The 19,331-nt window shown below is 57.2% G+C and carries 17 protein-coding genes; 8 read left to right on the top strand and 9 right to left on the bottom strand.

Annotated elements, in window-relative coordinates; translation table 11 throughout:
* Positions 1 to 71: 71 nt before the first annotated feature.
* Positions 72 to 467: a hypothetical protein gene (locus tag PMI38_RS06585; RefSeq protein WP_008091995.1), complete on the bottom strand. Its 396-nt coding sequence runs from the start codon at positions 465 to 467 to the stop codon at positions 72 to 74.
* A gap of 251 nt (positions 468 to 718) precedes the next feature.
* On the opposite strand from PMI38_RS06585, the gene PMI38_RS06580 reads away from it, so the two are divergent.
* From PMI38_RS06580 to PMI38_RS06570, 3 genes are all read left to right on the top strand, one after another.
* Complete coding sequence (locus PMI38_RS06580) at positions 719 to 4,549, top strand: sensor domain-containing protein (RefSeq protein ID WP_008091994.1); 3,831 nt, start codon at positions 719 to 721, stop codon at positions 4,547 to 4,549.
* A 275-nt stretch (positions 4,550 to 4,824) separates the two neighbouring features.
* Positions 4,825 to 6,078, top strand: coding sequence for a serine hydroxymethyltransferase (glyA, locus tag PMI38_RS06575; RefSeq protein WP_008091993.1), 1,254 nt, complete (start codon positions 4,825 to 4,827; stop codon positions 6,076 to 6,078).
* A gap of 114 nt (positions 6,079 to 6,192) precedes the next feature.
* Positions 6,193 to 7,149 (top strand): arsenic resistance protein, encoded by a 957-nt coding sequence (locus tag PMI38_RS06570; protein ID WP_008091992.1) that lies wholly within the window; start codon positions 6,193 to 6,195, stop codon positions 7,147 to 7,149.
* Positions 7,150 to 7,352: 203 nt separating this feature from the next.
* Here the strand turns inward: PMI38_RS06570 and PMI38_RS06565 are convergent, their stop codons facing one another.
* Both PMI38_RS06565 and PMI38_RS06560 read right to left on the bottom strand, forming a co-directional pair.
* Positions 7,353 to 8,759: a YfcC family protein gene (locus PMI38_RS06565; protein ID WP_008091991.1), complete on the bottom strand. Its 1,407-nt coding sequence runs from the start codon at positions 8,757 to 8,759 to the stop codon at positions 7,353 to 7,355.
* A 29-nt stretch (positions 8,760 to 8,788) separates the two neighbouring features.
* Complete coding sequence (locus PMI38_RS06560) at positions 8,789 to 9,913, bottom strand: M20 family metallopeptidase (protein WP_008091990.1); 1,125 nt, start codon at positions 9,911 to 9,913, stop codon at positions 8,789 to 8,791.
* Between the two features lie 126 nt (positions 9,914 to 10,039).
* Here PMI38_RS06560 and PMI38_RS06555 point away from each other — a divergent pair, with 126 nt between their 5' ends.
* Complete coding sequence (locus PMI38_RS06555; RefSeq protein WP_008091989.1) at positions 10,040 to 10,960, top strand: LysR family transcriptional regulator; 921 nt, start codon at positions 10,040 to 10,042, stop codon at positions 10,958 to 10,960.
* A 44-nt stretch (positions 10,961 to 11,004) separates the two neighbouring features.
* Here PMI38_RS06555 and PMI38_RS06550 read toward each other — a convergent pair whose 3' ends face one another.
* Both PMI38_RS06550 and PMI38_RS27055 read right to left on the bottom strand, forming a co-directional pair.
* Complete coding sequence (locus PMI38_RS06550; RefSeq protein WP_008091988.1) at positions 11,005 to 11,235, bottom strand: hypothetical protein; 231 nt, start codon at positions 11,233 to 11,235, stop codon at positions 11,005 to 11,007.
* Entirely contained in the window at positions 11,228 to 11,365 is a 138-nt protein-coding gene (locus PMI38_RS27055) for a hypothetical protein (RefSeq protein ID WP_008091986.1), read from the bottom strand. Before PMI38_RS27055 ends, PMI38_RS06550 begins: the two co-directional genes overlap by 8 nt.
* A gap of 486 nt (positions 11,366 to 11,851) precedes the next feature.
* Here PMI38_RS27055 and hxsA2 point away from each other — a divergent pair, with 486 nt between their 5' ends.
* Genes hxsA2 through hxsC form a run of 4 tightly spaced genes read left to right on the top strand, consistent with a single transcriptional unit; the run spans position 11,852 to position 15,045 of the window.
* Positions 11,852 to 12,136 carry a His-Xaa-Ser repeat protein HxsA2 gene (hxsA2, locus tag PMI38_RS27860; RefSeq protein WP_081502514.1) on the top strand — a complete coding sequence of 95 codons (285 nt, stop codon included), beginning with the start codon at positions 11,852 to 11,854 and terminating at the stop codon, positions 12,134 to 12,136.
* Entirely contained in the window at positions 12,136 to 12,438 is a 303-nt protein-coding gene (locus tag PMI38_RS06545) for a hypothetical protein (RefSeq protein WP_008091985.1), read from the top strand. The genes hxsA2 and PMI38_RS06545 overlap by 1 nt, the downstream gene beginning before the upstream one ends.
* Complete coding sequence (hxsB, locus tag PMI38_RS06540; protein ID WP_008091984.1) at positions 12,431 to 13,888, top strand: His-Xaa-Ser system radical SAM maturase HxsB; 1,458 nt, start codon at positions 12,431 to 12,433, stop codon at positions 13,886 to 13,888. Before PMI38_RS06545 ends, hxsB begins: the two co-directional genes overlap by 8 nt.
* Positions 13,882 to 15,045 (top strand): His-Xaa-Ser system radical SAM maturase HxsC, encoded by a 1,164-nt coding sequence (gene hxsC / locus PMI38_RS06535; protein WP_008091983.1) that lies wholly within the window; start codon positions 13,882 to 13,884, stop codon positions 15,043 to 15,045. The genes hxsB and hxsC overlap by 7 nt, the downstream gene beginning before the upstream one ends.
* A 1,393-nt stretch (positions 15,046 to 16,438) precedes the next feature.
* Here the strand turns inward: hxsC and PMI38_RS06525 are convergent.
* From PMI38_RS06525 to PMI38_RS06520, 4 genes are all read right to left on the bottom strand, one after another.
* Complete coding sequence (locus tag PMI38_RS06525) at positions 16,439 to 17,275, bottom strand: hypothetical protein (protein WP_008091980.1); 837 nt, start codon at positions 17,273 to 17,275, stop codon at positions 16,439 to 16,441.
* 147 nt (positions 17,276 to 17,422) lie between these two features.
* Positions 17,423 to 18,040, bottom strand: a complete 618-nt coding sequence (locus tag PMI38_RS26490; protein WP_008091979.1) for a PIN domain-containing protein — start codon at positions 18,038 to 18,040, stop codon at positions 17,423 to 17,425.
* 1 nt (position 18,041) lies between these two features.
* A complete protein-coding gene (locus tag PMI38_RS26485) occupies positions 18,042 to 18,392 on the bottom strand; it encodes an STAS-like domain-containing protein (protein WP_081502513.1) in 351 nt (116 codons plus the stop codon).
* 11 nt (positions 18,393 to 18,403) lie between these two features.
* On the bottom strand, positions 18,404 to 19,279 hold the full coding sequence (locus tag PMI38_RS06520; protein ID WP_008091978.1) for an ATP-binding protein: 876 nt from the start codon (positions 19,277 to 19,279) through the stop codon (positions 18,404 to 18,406).
* Positions 19,280 to 19,331 lie beyond the last annotated feature (52 nt).

Genomic DNA, 19,331 nt, shown 5'->3' with positions numbered 1-19,331 from the left:
CTGGAGCTAGCGGGCCTTTTGTGGGAGCGGGCTTGCCCCGCGAAGAGGCCGGCGCAGATGCTAGAGAAGGCTCAGACGTGGCGCTGCTTGGCCTTGCCCCGCGGCAACCGGCAACGGTCGCCCTGCTCGGCCAGGCGCGCGGCATAGGCGGCCTTCACGCTGAAGCCGCCACTGCGGGCAGGCTGCTCAACGGCCTTGGCCGGCTTGGCAGCCGGTGCGCTGGCGACCTTGGCCGCAGGCTTGGCCACGGCTGCAACCGCAGCCGGCTCTGCCGCCGCCTTGGCGGTCTTGCGCAGTTCGGCCAGCGATGGCGTCTTGTTCTTCGCGGCAGCTGCCGCCTCAGGCTTGACCAGCGAGCGCTGGCACGACTTGCACGATACGTCCTCGGTCACGGCAGTGCTGACAAGGGTCTGACTGCTGCGCCCACAGGCGGAATCGAGGCCATTGGTGGAAAAGTGAGTAACCAAAACCGAACATCTCCGAAGCGTTGTCATTGAAGCGGCCGGCATTCTCGCACAGGAAGCAGGGTCTTGCCGAACCCACCGCCCGCGAGCACGACCGTCGGCAGCAGACAAGCGAACTGGCACTTTGCCATAATACTGGTTCGTTTCGGGTGCCCGGCTTATAGTGCGCCACCACGGTCCCGGCCTTCGTATTGGCCGGCACACGCCGTGCATAACAAAACCTGCCATCGCCAGCCCAATCGCAGGACCAACGTTTGACCAATCTCAATCATCCGTCGTCGCTGTGCCCTGCTACCTCGGCCCCGGTCGCGTCCCTGCGCGGTTCGATCAAGGGTGCGTTGGCCCTGCTCGCGTTGGTCCTGCTGGGCCTGCTGCTGTGGCAACTGTTCGCCCAGTTTCGCCATACACAGGCCGACCAGCGCCAGCAGAACCTGGAGGCGAGCGCGGAACTTGCCGACCACCTGAGCCTGAACATGGCGCTGCAGGCCCAGCAGGCGCTGAATGTGGTGCAGCCCTACGTCAAGGCGCCGACACCGGCAGCCCTGCCCAGCCTGCTGGCCACCCTGCGCGAACGCCTGCCCAGCCTGCGCGACGTGGCCTGGATCGAGCACAGCGGACAACTGAGCAGCGACAGCCTGGCCGGCAGCCCCGACCGCCAGCTGATTGACGAGCTGTTGATGCTGAACCAGGGCCGTTCGTTCTTCTTCACCAACTCGCCAGACAACCGCACCCTCTACCTGTTGCTGCGCCAGGCCAGCGAACAGGACCGCGGCTACTGGCTGCTGCGCCTGTCCAGCGACTATTACCGCACCCTGACCGTGCACCTGGACGGCCCCGGCCACCCGCTGTGGTTGCTGGAAAACAGCCGCAGCGGCGAAGTGCTGGAACGCCATGGCCCGGCAGCGACCAGCGACGAGCCCCTGCAAAGCGTGATGCTGGCCTTCATCGACAACAGCACCTGGCAGCTTCGCGGCCTGTACGACGCCGCCCTGGCCCGCGAAAAGCTGCTGCCGGCGTTGCTCGGCAAGTGCCTGCTGGCGTTGTTCTGCGCCCTGCTGCCGGTGTTGGCGCTGTTCAAGATGCGCCGCCGCCAGCGCGCGCTGCAGGAAGACCGCCGGCGCTATCAGGAAATCTTCGAGGGCACCGGCGTGGCCCTGTGCGTGCTCGACCTGGCCAGCCTGCCCGGGCAGCTCGACCGCTACCACCTGCGCAACCGCGCGGCGCTCAAGCAGAGCCTGGCCCTGGACAGCAACCTGCGGCGCACGTTGCTGCACGAGCTGAAGATCACCGAAATCAACCAGGTGGCGCGCCAGCTGCTCAACGTCGAGTGCCACGAAGGCGCCTGGCAACGGCTGATCGATGGCAGCGGCGATGGCCGCGACAGCATCGGCATGCAACTGATCGACGCGCTGATCGAACAGCGCCCGTTGCTTGAACTGGAGGTGCGCCTGCCGGCGCCGCTGGGTGGCGAGCTGCACCTGTGGCTGATGGCGCGCCTGCCGCAGCAGCGCCGTGACTACCAGGCGGTGATCCTCAGCATCAGCGACATCACCAGCCGCAAGCAGGTGGAGCTGTCGCTGCTGGAGCGCGAAAGCTTCTGGTCGGACGTGGTGCGCACCGTCCCCGACCAGCTGTACGTGCAGGACGTGCTCAGCCAGCGGATGATCTTCGCCAACCGCCACCTCGGCCAGACCCTGGGCTACGACCGCACCGAGCTGACGCAGATGGGCGAGCGCTTCTGGGAGCTGCTGCTGCACCCCGAGGACGCCGCCAACTACCAGGCCCTGCGCCAGCAGCAGCGCGGCAACGGCCACAGCCAGGCGCTGCATACCCAACTGCGCTTCCGCCACCGCGACGGCGGCTGGCGCTGCTACGACATTCGCGAACAAGTGCTTACCCGCGACAGCGACGGCCAGGTCACCCGCATCATCGGCGTGGGCAAGGACGTCACCGTGCAGATCGAAGCCAGCCAGTCGCTGCGCGACAGCGAGCAGCGCTACCGCATGCTCGCCGAAAGCATCAGCGACGTGATCTTCTCCACCGACAGCCGGCTGCAGCTCAACTATGTAAGCCCCTCGGTGAAAGCGGTGCTGGGCTACCCGGCCGAGTGGATCTTCGACAACGGCTGGCAATCGATCGTCGCCAACCCCGCCCAGCTCACCGGCATCTACAGCCTGATGGAGCGGGTCAGCCGGGCCATGGGCGACCGCGAACAACTGGCGCAACTGCGCCAGCATCTGCCAACCCAGCTGTTCCTGTTCGACTGCCTGCGCGCCGACGGCCGCAAGATCCCCATCGAGCTGCGCCTGGTGCTGGTATGGGACGATAACGAACGCTTCGAGGGCGTGCTCGGCGTGGGCCGCGACATCAGCCAGCAGCGCCGTGCGGAAAAAGACCTGCGCATGGCCGCGACGGTGTTCGAGCACTCCACCTCGGCGATCCTCATCACCGACCCGGCCGGCTACATCGTGCAGGCCAACGAAGCCTTCAGCCGCGTCAGCGGCTATGCGGTGAGCGACGTGCTGGACCAGTTGCCCGGCATGCTCACGGTCGACGAGCAGCAGGAAAGCCATCTGCGCTATGTGCTCAAGCAGCTGCACCTGCGGGGCAGCTGGGAAGGCGAAGTGTGGCTCAAGCGCCGCGACGGCGACCACTACCCGGCCTGGGTCGGCATTACCGCGGTGCTGGACGACGAGGGCGACCTGGCCAGCTACGTGTGCTTCTTCACCGACATCAGCGAGCGCAAGGCTAGCGAACAGCGCATCCACCGCCTGGCCTACTACGACGCCCTCACCCACCTGCCCAACCGCACGCTGTTCCAGGACCGTTTGCACACAGCGCTGCAGCAGGCCGAGCGGCAGAAGTCGTGGGTGGTACTGATGTTCCTCGACCTCGACCGCTTCAAGCCGATCAACGACTCCCTGGGCCACGCCGCAGGCGATCGCATGCTCAAGGACATGGCCCTGCGCCTGCTGGCCTGCGTCGACGATGACGACACCGTGGCACGCATGGGCGGCGACGAGTTCACCCTGCTGCTGCAACCGCGCGCCACCCGCGAGATGGCGCTCAACCGCGCCATCCATGTGGCCGAGAACATCCTCGCCAGCCTGGTGCGGCCGTTCGTGCTGGAAAACCGCGAGTTCTTCGTCACGGCCAGTATCGGCATCGCCCTCAGCCCGCAGGACGGCAGCGAGCTGAGCCAGCTGATGAAAAACGCCGACACGGCCATGTACCACGCCAAGGAGCGCGGCAAGAACAACTTCCAGTTCTACCAGGCCGAAATGAACGCCAGCGCCCTGGAGCGCCTTGAGCTGGAAAGCGACCTGCGCCACGCCCTGGAGCAGAACGAGTTCATCCTCTACTACCAGCCGCAGTTCAGCGGTGACGGCAAGCGCCTGACCGGTGCCGAGGCGCTGCTGCGCTGGCGCCACCCGACCCGCGGCCTGGTGCCGCCGGGCGACTTCATCCCGGTGATCGAGGAATTGGGCCTGGTGGTGGACGTCGGCGACTGGGTACTGCGCGAGGCCAGCCGCCAGCTCAAGGCCTGGCACAAGGCCAAGGTGCGCGTGCCGAAGGTGTCGGTGAACATCTCGGCGCGGCAGTTCTCCGACGGCCAGCTGGGCAACCGCATCGCCAGGATCCTCGAGGAAACCGGGCTGCCGCCGGCGTGCCTGGAACTGGAGCTGACCGAAAGTATCCTGATGCGCGACGTCTACGAAGCGATGCAGATACTCGACGGCCTGAAAGTGCTGGGGCTGAGCATTGCGGTCGACGACTTCGGCACGGGCTACTCGTCGCTCAACTACCTCAAGCAGTTCCCCATCGATGTGCTGAAGATCGACCGCACCTTCGTCGACGGCCTGCCCGAAGGCGAGCAGGACGCGCAGATTGCCCGGGCGATCATCGCCATGGCCCACAGCCTCAACCTGGCGGTGATCGCCGAGGGGGTGGAAACCCATGAGCAACTGGAGTTCCTGCGCGAGCATGGTTGTGACGAGGTGCAGGGGTATCTGTTCGGACGGCCGATGCCGGCGAACCAGTTCGAGGCGCAGTTCTCCAACGAGACGCTGTTCATGTTCCATTGAGGGGGTCTGCACCGGCCTCATCGCCGGCAAGCCGGCTCCCACAGGGGGTGAGGTGGTGCCTTGTACTTTGTGGGAGCCGGCTTGCCGGCGATTGGGGTGCAAAGCGCCCCCAAAACCGGACCCCAAAGTCAACTCGCGCCCCCACGCCAGCCCAGAAACGGCGCGGGATGCAACATGAAGCCCATTGGTCCGCGACTTGATGCCAGTTCATATGCCAGGCGCGAATCAATCGGTTAGAATGCCCCCCCAATCCCGCCCGATCCTTGAGGACCGTTATGTTCAGCCGTGATTTGACCATTGCCAAGTACGACGCCGAGCTCTTCGAAGCCATGCAGCAAGAAGCTCTGCGCCAGGAAGAGCATATCGAGCTGATCGCTTCGGAAAACTACACCAGCCCAGCCGTCATGGAAGCCCAGGGCTCGGTGCTGACCAACAAGTACGCCGAAGGCTACCCAGGCAAGCGTTACTACGGTGGTTGCGAGTACGTCGACGTGGTCGAGCAACTGGCCATCGACCGCGCCAAGGAACTGTTCGGCGCCGACTACGCCAACGTCCAGCCGCACGCCGGCTCCCAGGCCAACGCCGCCGTCTACCTGGCCCTGCTGTCGGCCGGTGACACCATCCTGGGCATGAGCCTGGCCCACGGTGGCCACCTGACCCACGGTGCTTCCGTCAGCTCCTCGGGCAAGCTGTACAACGCCATCCAGTACGGCATCGACGCCAACGGCCTGATCGACTACGACGAAGTCGAGCGCCTGGCTGTCGAGCACAAGCCGAAGATGATCGTTGCCGGCTTCTCGGCCTACTCGCAAGTGCTGGACTTCCCACGCTTCCGCGCCATCGCCGACAAGGTCGGTGCCTACCTGTTCGTCGACATGGCCCACGTCGCTGGCCTGGTTGCCGCAGGCGTGTACCCGAACCCGGTGCCGTTCGCCGACGTGGTCACCACCACCACCCACAAGACCCTGCGCGGTCCACGTGGCGGCCTGATCCTGGCCCGTGCCAACGCCGACATCGAGAAGAAGCTGAACTCCGCCGTCTTCCCAGGCGCCCAGGGCGGCCCGCTGGAGCACGTGATCGCCGCCAAGGCCATCTGCTTCAAAGAAGCCCTGCAGCCTGAGTTCAAGGCCTACCAGCAGCAAGTGGTGAAGAACGCCCAGGCCATGGCCAGCGTGTTCATCGAGCGTGGTTTCGACGTCGTTTCCGGCGGCACCCAGAACCACCTGTTCCTGCTGTCGCTGATCAAGCAGGAAATCTCCGGTAAGGACGCCGACGCCGCGCTGGGCAAAGCCTTCATCACCGTCAACAAGAACTCGGTGCCGAACGACCCACGTTCGCCGTTCGTGACCTCGGGCCTGCGTTTCGGCACCCCAGCCGTCACCACCCGTGGCTTCAAGGAAGCCGAGTGCCAGGAACTGGCTGGCTGGATCTGCGACATCCTCGCCGACCTGAACAACGAAGCGGTGATCGACGCCGTGCGTGAGAAGGTCAAGGCCATCTGCAAGAAGCTGCCGGTTTACGGCAACTGATCGGCAAACGCCTGATGTGAAAAAGCCCGGCCTTAGTGCCGGGCTTTTTTGTTCTACAGCCCGCCCTCGCGTATTACCCTGTGCCGCTTCAGTCCACCGCGTACAGGCCCCGCTTTGACCAGAGAGCAACTCGAAACCCAGCAGATCCCGATCTACTTCGCCGTGGTGATCGCCGCCGTCGCCTTCGGCCTGCTGGCCCCCGGCGCCGCGCATCACCTCGAAGCTTTGGTCACCCCCGCCATTGCCGTGCTGATGTACGCGATGTTCCTGCAGATCCCTTTCCTCGACCTGCGCCAAGGCCTGGGCAACCGCCGCTTCATGACCGCCCTGCTGCTCGCCAACTTCATCCTGGTGCCATTGCTGGTATGGGCCATCACCCGTGGCCTGGTCGAACACCCCGCGATCCTCATCGGCGCCCTGCTGGTGTTGCTGACGCCGTGTATCGACTACGTGGTGGTGTTCACCCACATCGGCAAAGGCGACTCGCGCCTGACCCTCGCCGCAACGCCCGTACTGCTGTTGGTGCAACTGGTGCTGTTACCGGTGTACCTGGCGGTGATGCTGGGTGATGGCAGCGAGGTGACGATTGCCATCGCGCCATTCGTGGAAGCGTTTGCGTTGCTGATCGTGTTGCCGATGGTCCTTGCCGTGCTCACCAGCGCCGGGGCTCGTCGTTCGCGTGCGGTATCGGCCTGGAACGACGGCTGGGCGTGGATGCCGGTGCCGGCGATGGCATTGGTGCTGGTGGCGGTGATCGGCTCGCAGATTGCCGTGGTGTGGCGCGATTTCGACCGGTTGCTGCCGGTGATTCCGGTGTACATCGGCTTCATGCTGCTGGCACCAGTGCTTGGCTTCGTCGCCGCGCGGGTGCTGCGGTTGCCGGTGGCCGAGGCGCGCTCGGTGACCTTCAGCGCCTCGACGCGCAATTCACTGGTGGTGTTGCCGTTGGCGTTGGCGCTGCCGGAGGAATTGCGCGGGTTGGCGGCGGCGGCAGTGATTACCCAGACGTTGGTGGAGTTGGTGAGTGAGCTGGTTTACGTAAGAGCCATCCCAGCCCTGCTACGCGACTGATGCTACACCCCAAATTTTGAAAGCTATGGTTACCTGTGGGAGCAACTGTCTTGCTCAATTTCTAAAAGCTGGCGCAAATCCTGTGGGAGCGGGCTTGTCCCGCGAACACCGGCGAAGCCGGTGCCATGCTCCGCGCTGCCTGTTTCGCGGGGCAAGCCGGCTCCCACAGGTTCCTCTACAGCCTCTACAGACGTGAATGCCTGTTAGAACGGCCCCCACTTTATTTCCACACCAACAATCAAAACGACCACGCAAATCACCATCCACACAGCAATCAACGGCGCTACAAACTTCACCCACTTGCCAAACGGAATGCCTGCCACAGCCAACACGCCCATCAGCACGCCGGATGTTGGATTGATACAGTTGACGATCCCCTCACCAAACAACACCGCATGTACCACCACTTGCCGCGTCAACCCGATCATGTCGCCGATAGGCACATAGATAGGAATAAGCAACGCCGACTCGCCCGACCCGGAAGAAATCGCAAAGTGCATCAGCGCCGCACTGACATACATGCCGAGCGCTGCCATCGCAGGATGCAGCGGGGCTAATACATCAGCCAGGAAGCCGACAATGGGGTCAAGGATGTGGCCGTTTTCAAGGACGATCGAGATGGCACGTGCCATGCCGACGATCAGCGCCCCTGATACGATCCGAGAGCATCCACCCAGAAAACTGTTGGCAATGTCGGACGCCGAAAGCCTGCCAATCATCCCCGCCACCATCGCCATGAAGACAAACATCGCCGTCATTTCGACTTCACCCCATTTCAGGGTCATGGCACCGTAGATGAAAGCCCCCAGGCAAAGCGAGGCGAAGGCCAGAATCACCCAGTGACGGGCTGTCGCCTTTTCCCCCTGCCCGGTTACCTCGGAAACTTCAGGCCGCCGTTCTCCGTTCTTGCGGCAAGCACGCACATACAGCGTCAGGAAAACAATGCACGCGAGAATGAACAGCGCCGACGTGATCCCGCGCAGCCCAAAGCCGGAAAACAGCGGAAGGTGTGCAAGTCGCTGGGTAAGCCCGGTGGTGACCGGGTTGGTAAGCGCCACGTTGAAACCCGAGGCACACGTCAGGTAGACCAGCGACACCCCGAAGATAGGGTTCAAACCCAGGGACTTGGCCACCAGCAGGCCAATCGGAACGAATGCGACCACCGCATTGACCACAACGCCCGTCGTGCCGAGTGCCCCAAAAATCAGACCGAACATGGCAACGATCAAGAAGTCATTGAGCCGGGTGCTGTTGGCGATGCCATTCAACGCTTGATGAATGGCCCCGGTGCGCTCCAGTACTGCCAACGCACCGCCCGTGAACAGGATCAGGAAAATGATCGGTGCCGACTTCTGCAAGCCTGTGGCTATCGCTGTAAAAACTTCCAGGGGCAGAGCGCCGTTCTGGGCGACCGGATGAAGGCTTCCCGAAATCACGAATGAAATGCCATCGCGCATTTCACGGTCAAAAGACCCAGCCGGAATTATCCAGGTCGCAATAGCGGCGAAGACCAGGACGACGAACAGAAAAACATAGGGGCTCTTGGTTTCTTGCTTTGCGCTTTTCGAGGCGTCGCTCGCCGCCTCAAGGGCCGATTTTGTATTTATCATAGCCATTACTCTAAATGTTCTCGGTAGATTCAAAGTCTCTGAATGAGCTCGGCCAGAAGTGCAGCGCGTACTGGCAAGTCCGAGATAATGATGTGTTCATGAATGGCATGTGGCCCGACACCCGTAGCGCCAAGCCCATCCAACGTGGGCACGCCGACTGCGGACGTGAAGTTTCCATCACTTCCCCCGCCCACCGAGGCACCTTCGATCTGAATACCCAGCGCGGTTGCTGCTTCCTGGGCAACCGCGAATAGCGCTTGGTTTGCAGGCGTATATTCAAGCGGCGGGCGCACCAGGCCACCCGTTACAGAAACCTGCGCCCCCGCCAGGCAGGGCTTCATTGCATTGACCAACCCTTCGATACGCCTTGCCTCCGACACACTGCTGACGCGCAAATCGACACTCAATTCGGCACTGTCGGCAACGACGTTGGTTCGCTGACCACCCTTGGCGATCCCCACGTTCAGGGTGGTCCCCAACTCTGGAGCGTTCAGGCCATGCAGGAACAGGATCTGCTCGGCCATCTCGTGCACGGCACTGACCCCGTCCTCCGGGTTGTTGCCGGCGTGGGCCGCACGGCCCTTGATCTTGATGTCGAAACGCCCGGTTCCTTTGCGCTCGATCTTGAGCGCGTTGGTATGCGAGGTAGCCGGTTCGACGACAAGCACCTGCTCACACTGCACCGCTTCGCTTTCGATCCACTCGCGAGAACTCGGGCTACCGAGTTCTTCATCGCTGGAGCACAAGAAACGGATCTCCCGGTCATTGAGCAATCCAAGATCAATGAGGGCCTTGGTCGCCCAAATGGCCTGAACAAGTCCGGCCTTCATGTCCAATACACCCGGGCCGTAAAACTTGCCGTCCTCGATTTTCATGGGCAGGCGCCCGATATCCCAGACTGTGTCGAAGTGCCCGAGGATAGCCGTGCGCTTCGAGCCTTTACCGACCGTGAAAACGAGATGGTTACCGTACGCTTCACGAGGAACGACTTCGACGCTAGCGCCAAGACGCTGCGCCATGATTTCCCGAAGCACCTCCCCGCAGGCATCGACCGCACGTTTATCTGTAGAAGGTGATTCCGCACTGACCAGCAGCCTCAAATCGGCGAAAAGGCTGTCGGAATGCTCCTGAAGGTACGCTTGCACGCTACTCATGTCTTGGCCTGTGATGCGCTTGATGAAGCCCCAGTATGGGAGGGCATCCTGGCTTGAAAAATACGAGGCACACCACTAGATTGTTGCCCTCAGGTCAACAGTTAGCTGCCGCCGTAGGTCACGAAAATGGACAATGAACTGCAGGAAAAGCGTCTGGGCTATCTCCACGAAGTCGGGCTTCACGGAGGTATCCGCAAGGCAGCCGATGTCCTGAACGTCAATCCTTCCGTGATCAGCCGCCAGGTGGCGCTGCTCGAACGCAGCTTGCATCTACCGCTGCTTGAGCGCCGTGGACGAAACGTGGTGTTGACCGAGGCCGGCAAGCTGCTTTCGGATCACTATGCGGAAACCCAGGAACGCCGCGAACTGCTGAGCAGGCACTTGAATGACCTTCGCTACATGAAGGGCGGGACGGTGAACCTGCGGATTGGGCCAGGCATGGTTGCAAACTTTGTGGCCAACGAGTTGCGTGAGTTTTCCAAGGTCTACCCGGATGTTTTCGTCGACATCAGTTCAGGCGACATGAGTGCGACGCTGATGATGCTGGTGCGCGGGGAAGTCGATATGGCCTTGTCTTTCGGGCCTATCGAAAACGTTTCGCTGCAACGTCGCAGTTTCACCCGAGGCCCCATCTGCGCCATCGTTCCCAACGACCATCCCTTGAACGACTTCACCAGCATTCCCATCAAAGCGCTGGCGCAGCACAGGCTTATCGCGCTGACCAACAGCTACGGCATACAGCGCTACATCAACAAGATGTTCGAGTCGGAGAACGTGGTGTTTACCCCTGCCTATCGCTGTAACCAGCAGTCGGTCGCGATCGCTTTATGCCAAGCAGGGCTGGGGGTGGGTTTCATGACCGCTCAAGCGCTTGGGCAACAGGGCGGGAATTCGCTTTCGGCGATACCACTGGATCACCCGATCGCGAGGGGCTCGCAGTGCCACATCTTGCGAAGCTCGGATCGCCGGCTGCATCCCGCCGCTGAGCATCTGTGGTGGTTGCTGGTGAACAACCTGGAAAGGGCGCAAAACGAAGGGGCTGTGTAAGGCCCGCATCCGCATTGCGCCGGTTGCCGGTTACCCAATCGGCCCTACTCTCCCTCCCCCTCTTCGTCCTGCAACAAGCTCACTTTTCCACACTGCTCGCTGGCCAGTCGGCTGATGATCCTAATCGCCTGGTGGATGCCGGCGGTGTTGCGGAAGCTCAGGTGCGGGTTGTGTTCGCACTCGAGCACTTCATCGTGCTGGACCAGGGCTTCACCGAGCAGTTCGAGTGTCCAGGCGTAGCTTTGGAGGGTGGATAAGCGTTCGTGGTCAGTCATGGGGCACCTGCTTGGGGGTTGGGTGCGACTGGTTGCAGATGGGGTAGAAACGGTGGGGTTTGGGAGGCGCCGGAGGGGTGCGGCGGCGGAGAACGAATGCGAGGATCTTGAACGGATTTCTGATGGTCATGCATGAGTTCCTTTCGTTGTGGAACTGCCACCGCTCGCGGCCAAGCAAGTTGGGGTGGCAGCAGTACGCGGGTTGGCCGACCGGGACGAAAGGAGCCCGGCACACCCGAAGGTGTCCCGCGCACCACCGCCATAACGCAACATCGCGGGCACAAAAAAAGCGCCTGCGATGAAGACTTGGCGCTGCTGCGCCTTTCGATTCCGACCGGCCAAGGTCGCGTCGCCGATGCTTCGACGACCTGGGCAATTTATCCCTCTGGCTCTGGTTGTGCAAGTTTTTGAGCCTTGAGCTAAGGCCTCATTTATTGTAGGAAAAGAATCAGAGCAGGAAGCACTTTGCCTCTAGCCCTACAACCGTACATGGTCCGAGACGTGTCGTCTGTCGCTTTGATTACGAGTAAAAGGCCATCAGTCGATTTCATATTGACATCACGGAAAAGCATCAAGGAAACTCACCAAAACCCCAAAAAAAATAGGGAAACCCGTGATGAAAAAACGCTCCTTTTTGGTATCGATGGCAAGCCTGGCAGCGGCAATAGCTGGTGAACAAGCTTCAGCCGTTGCTACCCACGAGGTTATCGAACCTAGCACCGACACCACAAACACATTCCAAGCGGAAGCTCAAAGTGAGGACCTTTCGGTTCGCAGTGGCAATGATCAATTCGCTTTTGTTCTGAAGCGTGGAGACCAGGGTCAAATGATGGCTTACCACAGCTCTCATAGCTCCCACGCTTCGCACAGTTCCCATCGCTCCCACTATTCAGGCTCCTAATGTCACTCTCGGATACCCTCGTCTTTGATGAGCGGCTTTATGACGCACAGGTTCTACAGAAAGCTGCTTATCGATCGATCAATGCCCTGACGGTTGATATCGTCTCCGATGGGGGGCAGTTGATCTGCGCTTTGTCATCGAATATCGACGTCGACGAGCAGTCTTTTCTGCATGCCGTCCAAGAGTTCAAAAAGGATGCACTTGATTATCAGCTACGCCACCGACTAGCAATCGAAACGCTGCCGATCAAGAATCTGATTCTCGGACTGGCTTTTTCAAAAACTGGGCTCACTAGTGAGTAAATTTCAAAAACTAGAGTTCTACGCGCAGCAACATCCCTACGAGTTGCTGCCCTTCAAGTTTGACCGCCTGAATGACGACGAGTACGTCATCACCAATATGGCAGGTGAATTTCACGTCATACCGGTGCCGATGCTTGAGCCGATCATAAGCAGGACGCTTCCGCTCTCATCAGGGCTCATCCCTACGCTCCGGTCCAAGCAGTTTATTCGTTTTCCCAATGAGCAGGCACCGCTTCAGCTTCTCGCTCTGAAGATCCGTACACGATTGTCAAGATTGGCTCAGTTCACCAATTTGCATATCTTTGTAGTGACTCTCCGCTGCGACCATAGCTGCCCGTATTGCCAGGTATCGAGGCAGTCAGAGAGCAAAGGCGAATTCGATATGACCACGGAGATGGCAGACAAGTCGTTAGATTTTGTTTTTAGGTCTCCGAATCCAGCTATAAAAATCGAATTTCAGGGTGGCGAGCCACTGCTCAATTTCGAGATGGTGAAGTACGTCGTTATTGAGGCAAAGAAGCGCAATCTACAGGAAGGCCGTGACCTGCAATTCGTCATTGCGACCACGCTGTCGCTCCTGAACGAAGACATACTCGATTTCTGTAAGCAGCACAACATCGTGCTTTCATCTTCGCTCGATGGGCCAATGGATCTGCATAATGCGAATCGCCCACGGCCAGGCCGAGATAGTCACCAGCGTTTCGAGGAAGGCTTGAAGAAAGCCCGTGCAGTCCTCGGTTATGACCAAGTGTCAGCCCTGATGACAACCACGGAGAAAAGCCTGCCACGAGCACGCGACATCATTGATGAATACTTGCGCTTGGGCTTTGATGGCATCTTCCTCCGCACGCTCTCCCCTTACGGCTTTGCAATCAAGACCAAGAAATTCATGTCGTATGACACCGAGCGCTGGCTGGAATTTTTCAAGGAAGGGCTTGAGTACATCATTGAGCTGAACAAGTCTGGCATACGATTTGTTGAGCAGTATTCCGCGCTCGTGCTGACAAAAATGCTGACATCCGGAGACCCAGGGTTTGTTGATTTAATGAACCCTGCCGGTGCCGGTATCGCAGCCATCGTATTCAACTACGACGGATCGGTCTATGCCTCGGATGAAAGCCGTATGCTTGCTGAAATGGGTGACCATACGTTCCGGCTGGGTAACATTCTTGAGCATTCATATGAGGAGGTCATCCTCTCTGATCAGCTTTTGGACGCACTGGAAAATTCGTTCACCTTAAGCGTGCCAATGTGCTCTGACTGTGCATTTGAACCTTATTGTGGCGCTGAGCCCGTTTACCATCACGCCATCCACAAAGACGTAGTGGCAAGAAAACCTGAATCTTCATTCTGCAAGCGAAATATGGCGATTTTCAAGCATCTCATTGAGTTGATGAAAAGCGATGACCACACGAAACGGATTTTTATGGGTTGGGCCAATCGATGCTAAAACTCGGCGGAAAAATTATCCGGATCCATGCGGTGGATGTTCACAAGGACCTCACCTTGGTCAAGGTTTCTACCAGCAGAAATCTACCTGAAGTCTTGCGACGGCAAATGGCCTATCTGGTTTCCGATCACCAGATCCCCCAAGGATTCGCACACTATCTTCTGCTTGAAAAGCATCGGCAGTTGGTTGATATGCTGCCTTCAGACGCTGATTACTCTGTCCTGCCGAATGACTACAGCTACATCGGGGATAACGACGTTGTCCGGCTTTCAGCAGATCGCCAACGTATACGCGTGCTGTTTCGGGCATCGTCGCCGCACAACAGCATCCTGATCACCGAGCAATGCAATCATTACTGCCTTATGTGTTCGCAACCACCTAAAGTCGCTGATGACTCGTGGATACTTGACGAAGTCGAGAGTTTGATTCCACTAATCCCCAAAGATACCCGCGAGTTGGGGTTTACTGGGGGCGAGCCGACGACCAACCGGGAACGTTTCCTTAAGATTATTAGCCTGACAAAAAGTTATCTGCCAAGGACCACAATTCACATTCTATCGAATGGACGTAGCTTCAAAGACCCAGCGTTCACTGACAAGTATGCGGAAATTAAATTGCCCGACGCGATGATAGGAATTCCTATTTATTCAGACGATCCGACGCTGCATGACTACATTGTCCAGGCCCAAGGCGCATTCGATGAAACCATTCAGGGAATACTCAATCTGAAGCGCTTGGGCCAGAAGGTTGAGATCCGAGTCGTCATTCATAAGCTATCAGTGCAGCGCCTGCCTGAACTGTGTGAGTTTATTGCTCGCAATTTGCTATTTGTTGATCATGTGGCTCTGATGGGCCTTGAAATGATGGGATTCACCAGGGCTAATCTCGATGAGCTGTGGGTCGACCCAATCGAATACAAAGACACACTCAGCAAATCGGTTGGCATTCTGGCTAAATATGACATGAATATCTCGGTCTACAACCATCAGCTGTGCTTGGTTAATCCGGACATCCATCCCTATTACCGCAAATCAATCAGCGACTGGAAGAATGAGTACGCGCCGGAGTGCCAGAGCTGTACAAAAAAAAGCGACTGCGGGGGGTTCTTTGCATCAGGGGTGAAATTCGGCTATAGCAAGCACCTAGCCCCATTCTAACTTCAGGACTAACTTGGTGAGCCGCATGGCGTCCCCGGTGTATGCACGGCCTTAATCTGTATTGATAAAGAGGGAATAGCGTCGAGGGTGATAGCGCTCGGTTAGGAGATCTTGGTGGCTCCATTCTGGCCCGTTGTAACCGTACGTACTTTTCGATTATGCACTGGCTCTACTGCGGTGATAAGGCTTTGCAGCTAGCGGCGCGACGCATGTTCAGAATCCTCACTATGATGGTTGCCGACTCAGTCCAATGACCATCCTTGGCTTCATCGCTGCTTGCTGGAGCCTCCTTCTGGCCGATTGCTACCTGAAGGTCGAAACCAGTGTCTGGCACGCACTAACCCTGCTACTGCAGGGGAAGAAGTGGAACAGCCGGTGTTTCTCGTCACTTACTTTCAGCTGCCAATCGCCTAACTCTCCGATGCGACGCCAGAGGCGAGTCGAAGGACGGGTTCAGCAGCTGGAGATCGTGATGAAAAAATGTGGCCATCTAGAAATTATCTCTAAACAGGAAAACAACTATCTTTAAAATTTTCGCAAAACACCCTGAAAACATTGGGCGAAAGCTGAACTGCAGCTAAGCATTATCTTGAAAGCCGTGCAACCGGAAGTGAAAATCGGCTTACCGCTAACTCGAAAGTAGTCGTGAGCTGGAGCGGCCAGGAGGGGAATGAAGGAGACAAAAAAGCCCGCACAAGGCGGGCTTTTTTGGAGGGGCCGGAAACAAGGAAAGCTGCATCGGGCCATCTGGATGTGGTGCCGGAGACAGGAATCGAATCCGGGCGATGCAGGCCTTTGAAAATGTGCATCTTCACAGATTCAAAATTAATAAGGATACTCATTAAGGTACTCAGCCATTTCTGATCACTCCTAGCTTCTCGCTGAACGAGCACGGCATAACGTCAGAGACGATATAGGAGTCGAAACGGGCCATCAGTGCTGCAGTAGGCGAATTCGGGACCTGATGTTGCGGTCGAAAAGCCAAGTATAGAAATCTCCCGCACCACAGCTTGGGTCCGCAGTGTTCAAGCCGTGGATGCCTTGGGAAATGGGGTGAGAGAACCTACTCGGGGGAAAGAGCCTCACCACGCTGATGCAGTCGTTCAACACAGTCACTCAGCTCCGTATGCAAATCGCCGGACGCATAAGGTGACGTCCCCCAGCCATTCACGCGCTACGTCCACCTGATTAATGCGATGGTTAGCCCACAGTCCGAGCGGATAGCGAGTGCCTTGGCCACGTACATGATTGGCAACTACTCTGAGCGCGAGGAAAGCGTTTTCGTAATCTCCGAATGAGTGAACCAGAAATCTCCTGCGCAGCACGCGAAAGCACACCATGGCTCAGCGCAGAGTGGACTGGCAAACCTTACCCCCATTTCAGCATCAGTGAATCAAGATATCACTCTACCCGCCGATATCTGCCACTCCATTTCTTGAGCCTGTCTAAGCGCTGCATCACCAAAGCTTTTTCCCGTTAGGAGTGTATCAATCGCTTTGAACAGCAAAGTGTCAAATTGGTTGTGCAGCCACTGGTACCGGCCACCATTTAATCTCTGAAACTCCACTAATTTCTCAGAACCGAATGCAGACTCAACTAGTCGCTGAATATTGAAATCTTCAAACCATACGAGCTTATCTTCTTCATTTCGCCCCCGCTTGACCAAGTAAATTGACCTACCAAGGATAGATCGGTAAGTGGCATATAAAGCCCAGATGTATTCTCCTAAGTGGGGACGCATTAGCTGCACAGATTCCAGGCCAACATTAAAGAATGCTAGCTCATCGATGGAGTGCACTTGTGAAGAATATTTATACATCCGCGAATCGGTGTAAAAGCCCCGCAGCTCCTCATTGGTTAGTATATCAGTGATAGAGATATCACTAGGGAATGACGCACGAGACTTAATCACACCACCCCAGACCGCATCTACAGCTTCAATCTTTTTACTGATAGTCGCTTTTTGAACTTCAGAAAATGAGGCTGAAGCGATTTTGAGCTTATCGGCCTGACGCTCCATCTCGGATCTGAGAACAGCTAAACTAGCGTCCCCCTGGGATTTTAGTTCGGATCTTAGCTGCTCCATTCGCTCATCGTATTCATACTTGAGGCTGGCCTTTATTTTCTCGCCTATCCATGTACGAAATAGCCATGCGAAAGCGAGCACCATCGCTGCGGATGTAACCGACGTCTTCAGTACGGACCAGACCAAGCCCAATGCGTCTTCCATTTACACATCCGTTAGCATAAGAAATATAGACCAGTGCTTTCCAGCGGGCCGCGCACAAGCGAGCCCCCGTTTTTATAACCGCAAAAAAATGGGATCAGATATCGCGCGGGTTGTTTCATGCAGAATGTAGCCCGGGTAACCCTCGGTTTAGCGGACGATGAGCTTGCCTTGTGCTTTGGCTGCCTGAACAATTGTCCGGTTTGCCGTAAATACCGTGATACCAGGTACAGTAGCAAAATCTCCATCGTCAGTGATGACCTGAGTAACTCCGCTTGCAGCCATCGCTTCGAGGATGAAAAGATCGTAACCATCTACCGAGCAGGTCTTTAGACGAGCAAGTGATGATTTTACCATGTTCGAATCGATAGACACGTTCATTGACTCCCCGAGAGCAAGCACTTGCTTGCAGGCGGAATCTATTTCCAAACAAACATTAGCTCGCTCCGCAGGGAAGTTGTGACGGTATTCTTTCGTGCTAACCTGCGGATTAGCTTTATTGAAAATCTCACGCTCTGACTTTTCAATAATGTGCGAAAGCTCTGCAATACTGACACCAGATTGATAAATAGTTGAATTAGCCGCCAGCGCATTATTAGTATAGGTCGGGTAGCTTCGTACCTGATAAACCTTTGCGCCAGCTGTGCTTGCACGGGAATAAGTCATCCAATACCAAACATTGGTATCGACAAGAAATACATCTTGAGGCTTTGGGGTATCACTCGAAATGTCAACAACATCTGCATTAACCTTCAAGTTAAGAGCCATCTTAGTCCTCTCCCCTCGCTTGCTGCTCAAGAATATCATCAACTATCTTTCGATAATCTTCATTATTTTGATATCTCGAAGCATTCGCAATCACGCGATCCACAACGATACGTCCGGTCTCATTCAGCCCTTCTAGATGAAGGAATTTCCGTAGATTTTCTTCTGATACGTCATTCAACAACTGCCCGATTGAAAAATTGAAAAAAGGTGATGCAAATTGCCTTACCTCAGAAAAATCAAGGAATACATCCTCCTTGTCACGAAGATGGCCTACAACCGCGTCATGAAGTTTCTGGCCATCTTCAGCGACTATGCACCGAGTACCTATTGTCTCACTGATAACTAATCTCATACATCTTCTCCTCAACTTGGAAATTCGCCTCGAAAATGATAGAGCGTTTCATCGCAGTTCAGCTTAATCAGTACCGCCGTGCCTGCGAAACTACCGTTCATATCCTGGAAACGCTGACCGTTTCTATCGACTATGGCGTAAGCATTGTTGCTGTAAATTTCCAACGAACCTTGATTAACCCGAACAAATTCTTTAAGAAGATCTAGTCCCAACCCCCGCGCGACCCCAGGTTTGTGGCTGGTGGTATTGCCACTCTGGAATGCCCACTCAAGACATGAACTAGACAGCAGATTCGCGGCGCGCGGATCACTTTGTAGGTAGCCCCGGATTTTGTTAGGTATCCCCATACCAAAATCGACCACAGTGAGCACGAGTTGGTTCATAGCTTGGTAATACTGCCCACACGAGTACACACCCACGCTAGACCCACTATGCTCGAACGAGTTTGTGTAAATTTCCCACACCTTTCCGACAATCGCATCCTTTAACAAAGGGCTTACCTGCACCCACCCACGGCCAAGCCAGAGGTCGGTGAGATAGTCGAGTATCGGATCGGTTGCCGAAACCCGGTCCTCTCGAAACGGAATCGAATTTCCATTCCATCCGGGGGATGGGTGTCCGAAGCTGCTGGCAAACCCATTCTGACAAAGGTTTGCCATCACAGCGCCACCTATGGTCTCCCAAGCAAATGTCACCGGATAGTTGTGATGCTGGGCGAGGCGCGCGAGCCCTCCGAGAAAAGCCACGGCATTCGGCCGTAGGAACGTGCAGTACGTGAAGTCGAACCGTGTTCCTTGAGGGGCAGAGCTGACTGCCTCCCAGATCTGGAAGAGGCGGAGAAAATCATACTGGCCGTCATTGAGAGTAGGCACCAGCACATTCTGCACGTTTCGCGCTCCTTCATCATGCTCGCGGTGGGTTCACCGATTATCCTTGCTT

It is taken from the genome of Pseudomonas sp. GM84 (assembly GCF_000282535.1).
In the GTDB taxonomy this organism is placed as follows: domain Bacteria; phylum Pseudomonadota; class Gammaproteobacteria; order Pseudomonadales; family Pseudomonadaceae; genus Aquipseudomonas.
This window is presented reverse-complemented; position numbering and strand designations above follow the sequence as displayed.

Coding starts and splice junctions, on each gene's coding strand:
- glyA (WP_008091993.1), top strand. CDS start 4,825: ATGTTCAGCCGTGATTTGACCATTGCCAAGTACGACGCCGAGCTCTTC.
- PMI38_RS06565 (WP_008091991.1), bottom strand. CDS start 8,759: ATGATAAATACAAAATCGGCCCTTGAGGCGGCGAGCGACGCCTCGAAA.
- PMI38_RS06560 (WP_008091990.1), bottom strand. CDS start 9,913: ATGAGTAGCGTGCAAGCGTACCTTCAGGAGCATTCCGACAGCCTTTTC.
- PMI38_RS06555 (WP_008091989.1), top strand. CDS start 10,040: ATGGACAATGAACTGCAGGAAAAGCGTCTGGGCTATCTCCACGAAGTC.
- PMI38_RS06550 (WP_008091988.1), bottom strand. CDS start 11,235: ATGACTGACCACGAACGCTTATCCACCCTCCAAAGCTACGCCTGGACA.
- PMI38_RS27055 (WP_008091986.1), bottom strand. CDS start 11,365: ATGACCATCAGAAATCCGTTCAAGATCCTCGCATTCGTTCTCCGCCGC.
- hxsA2 (WP_081502514.1), top strand. CDS start 11,852: ATGAAAAAACGCTCCTTTTTGGTATCGATGGCAAGCCTGGCAGCGGCA.
- PMI38_RS06545 (WP_008091985.1), top strand. CDS start 12,136: ATGTCACTCTCGGATACCCTCGTCTTTGATGAGCGGCTTTATGACGCA.
- hxsC (WP_008091983.1), top strand. CDS start 13,882: ATGCTAAAACTCGGCGGAAAAATTATCCGGATCCATGCGGTGGATGTT.
- PMI38_RS06525 (WP_008091980.1), bottom strand. CDS start 17,275: ATGGAAGACGCATTGGGCTTGGTCTGGTCCGTACTGAAGACGTCGGTT.
- PMI38_RS26490 (WP_008091979.1), bottom strand. CDS start 18,040: ATGGCTCTTAACTTGAAGGTTAATGCAGATGTTGTTGACATTTCGAGT.
- PMI38_RS26485 (WP_081502513.1), bottom strand. CDS start 18,392: ATGAGATTAGTTATCAGTGAGACAATAGGTACTCGGTGCATAGTCGCT.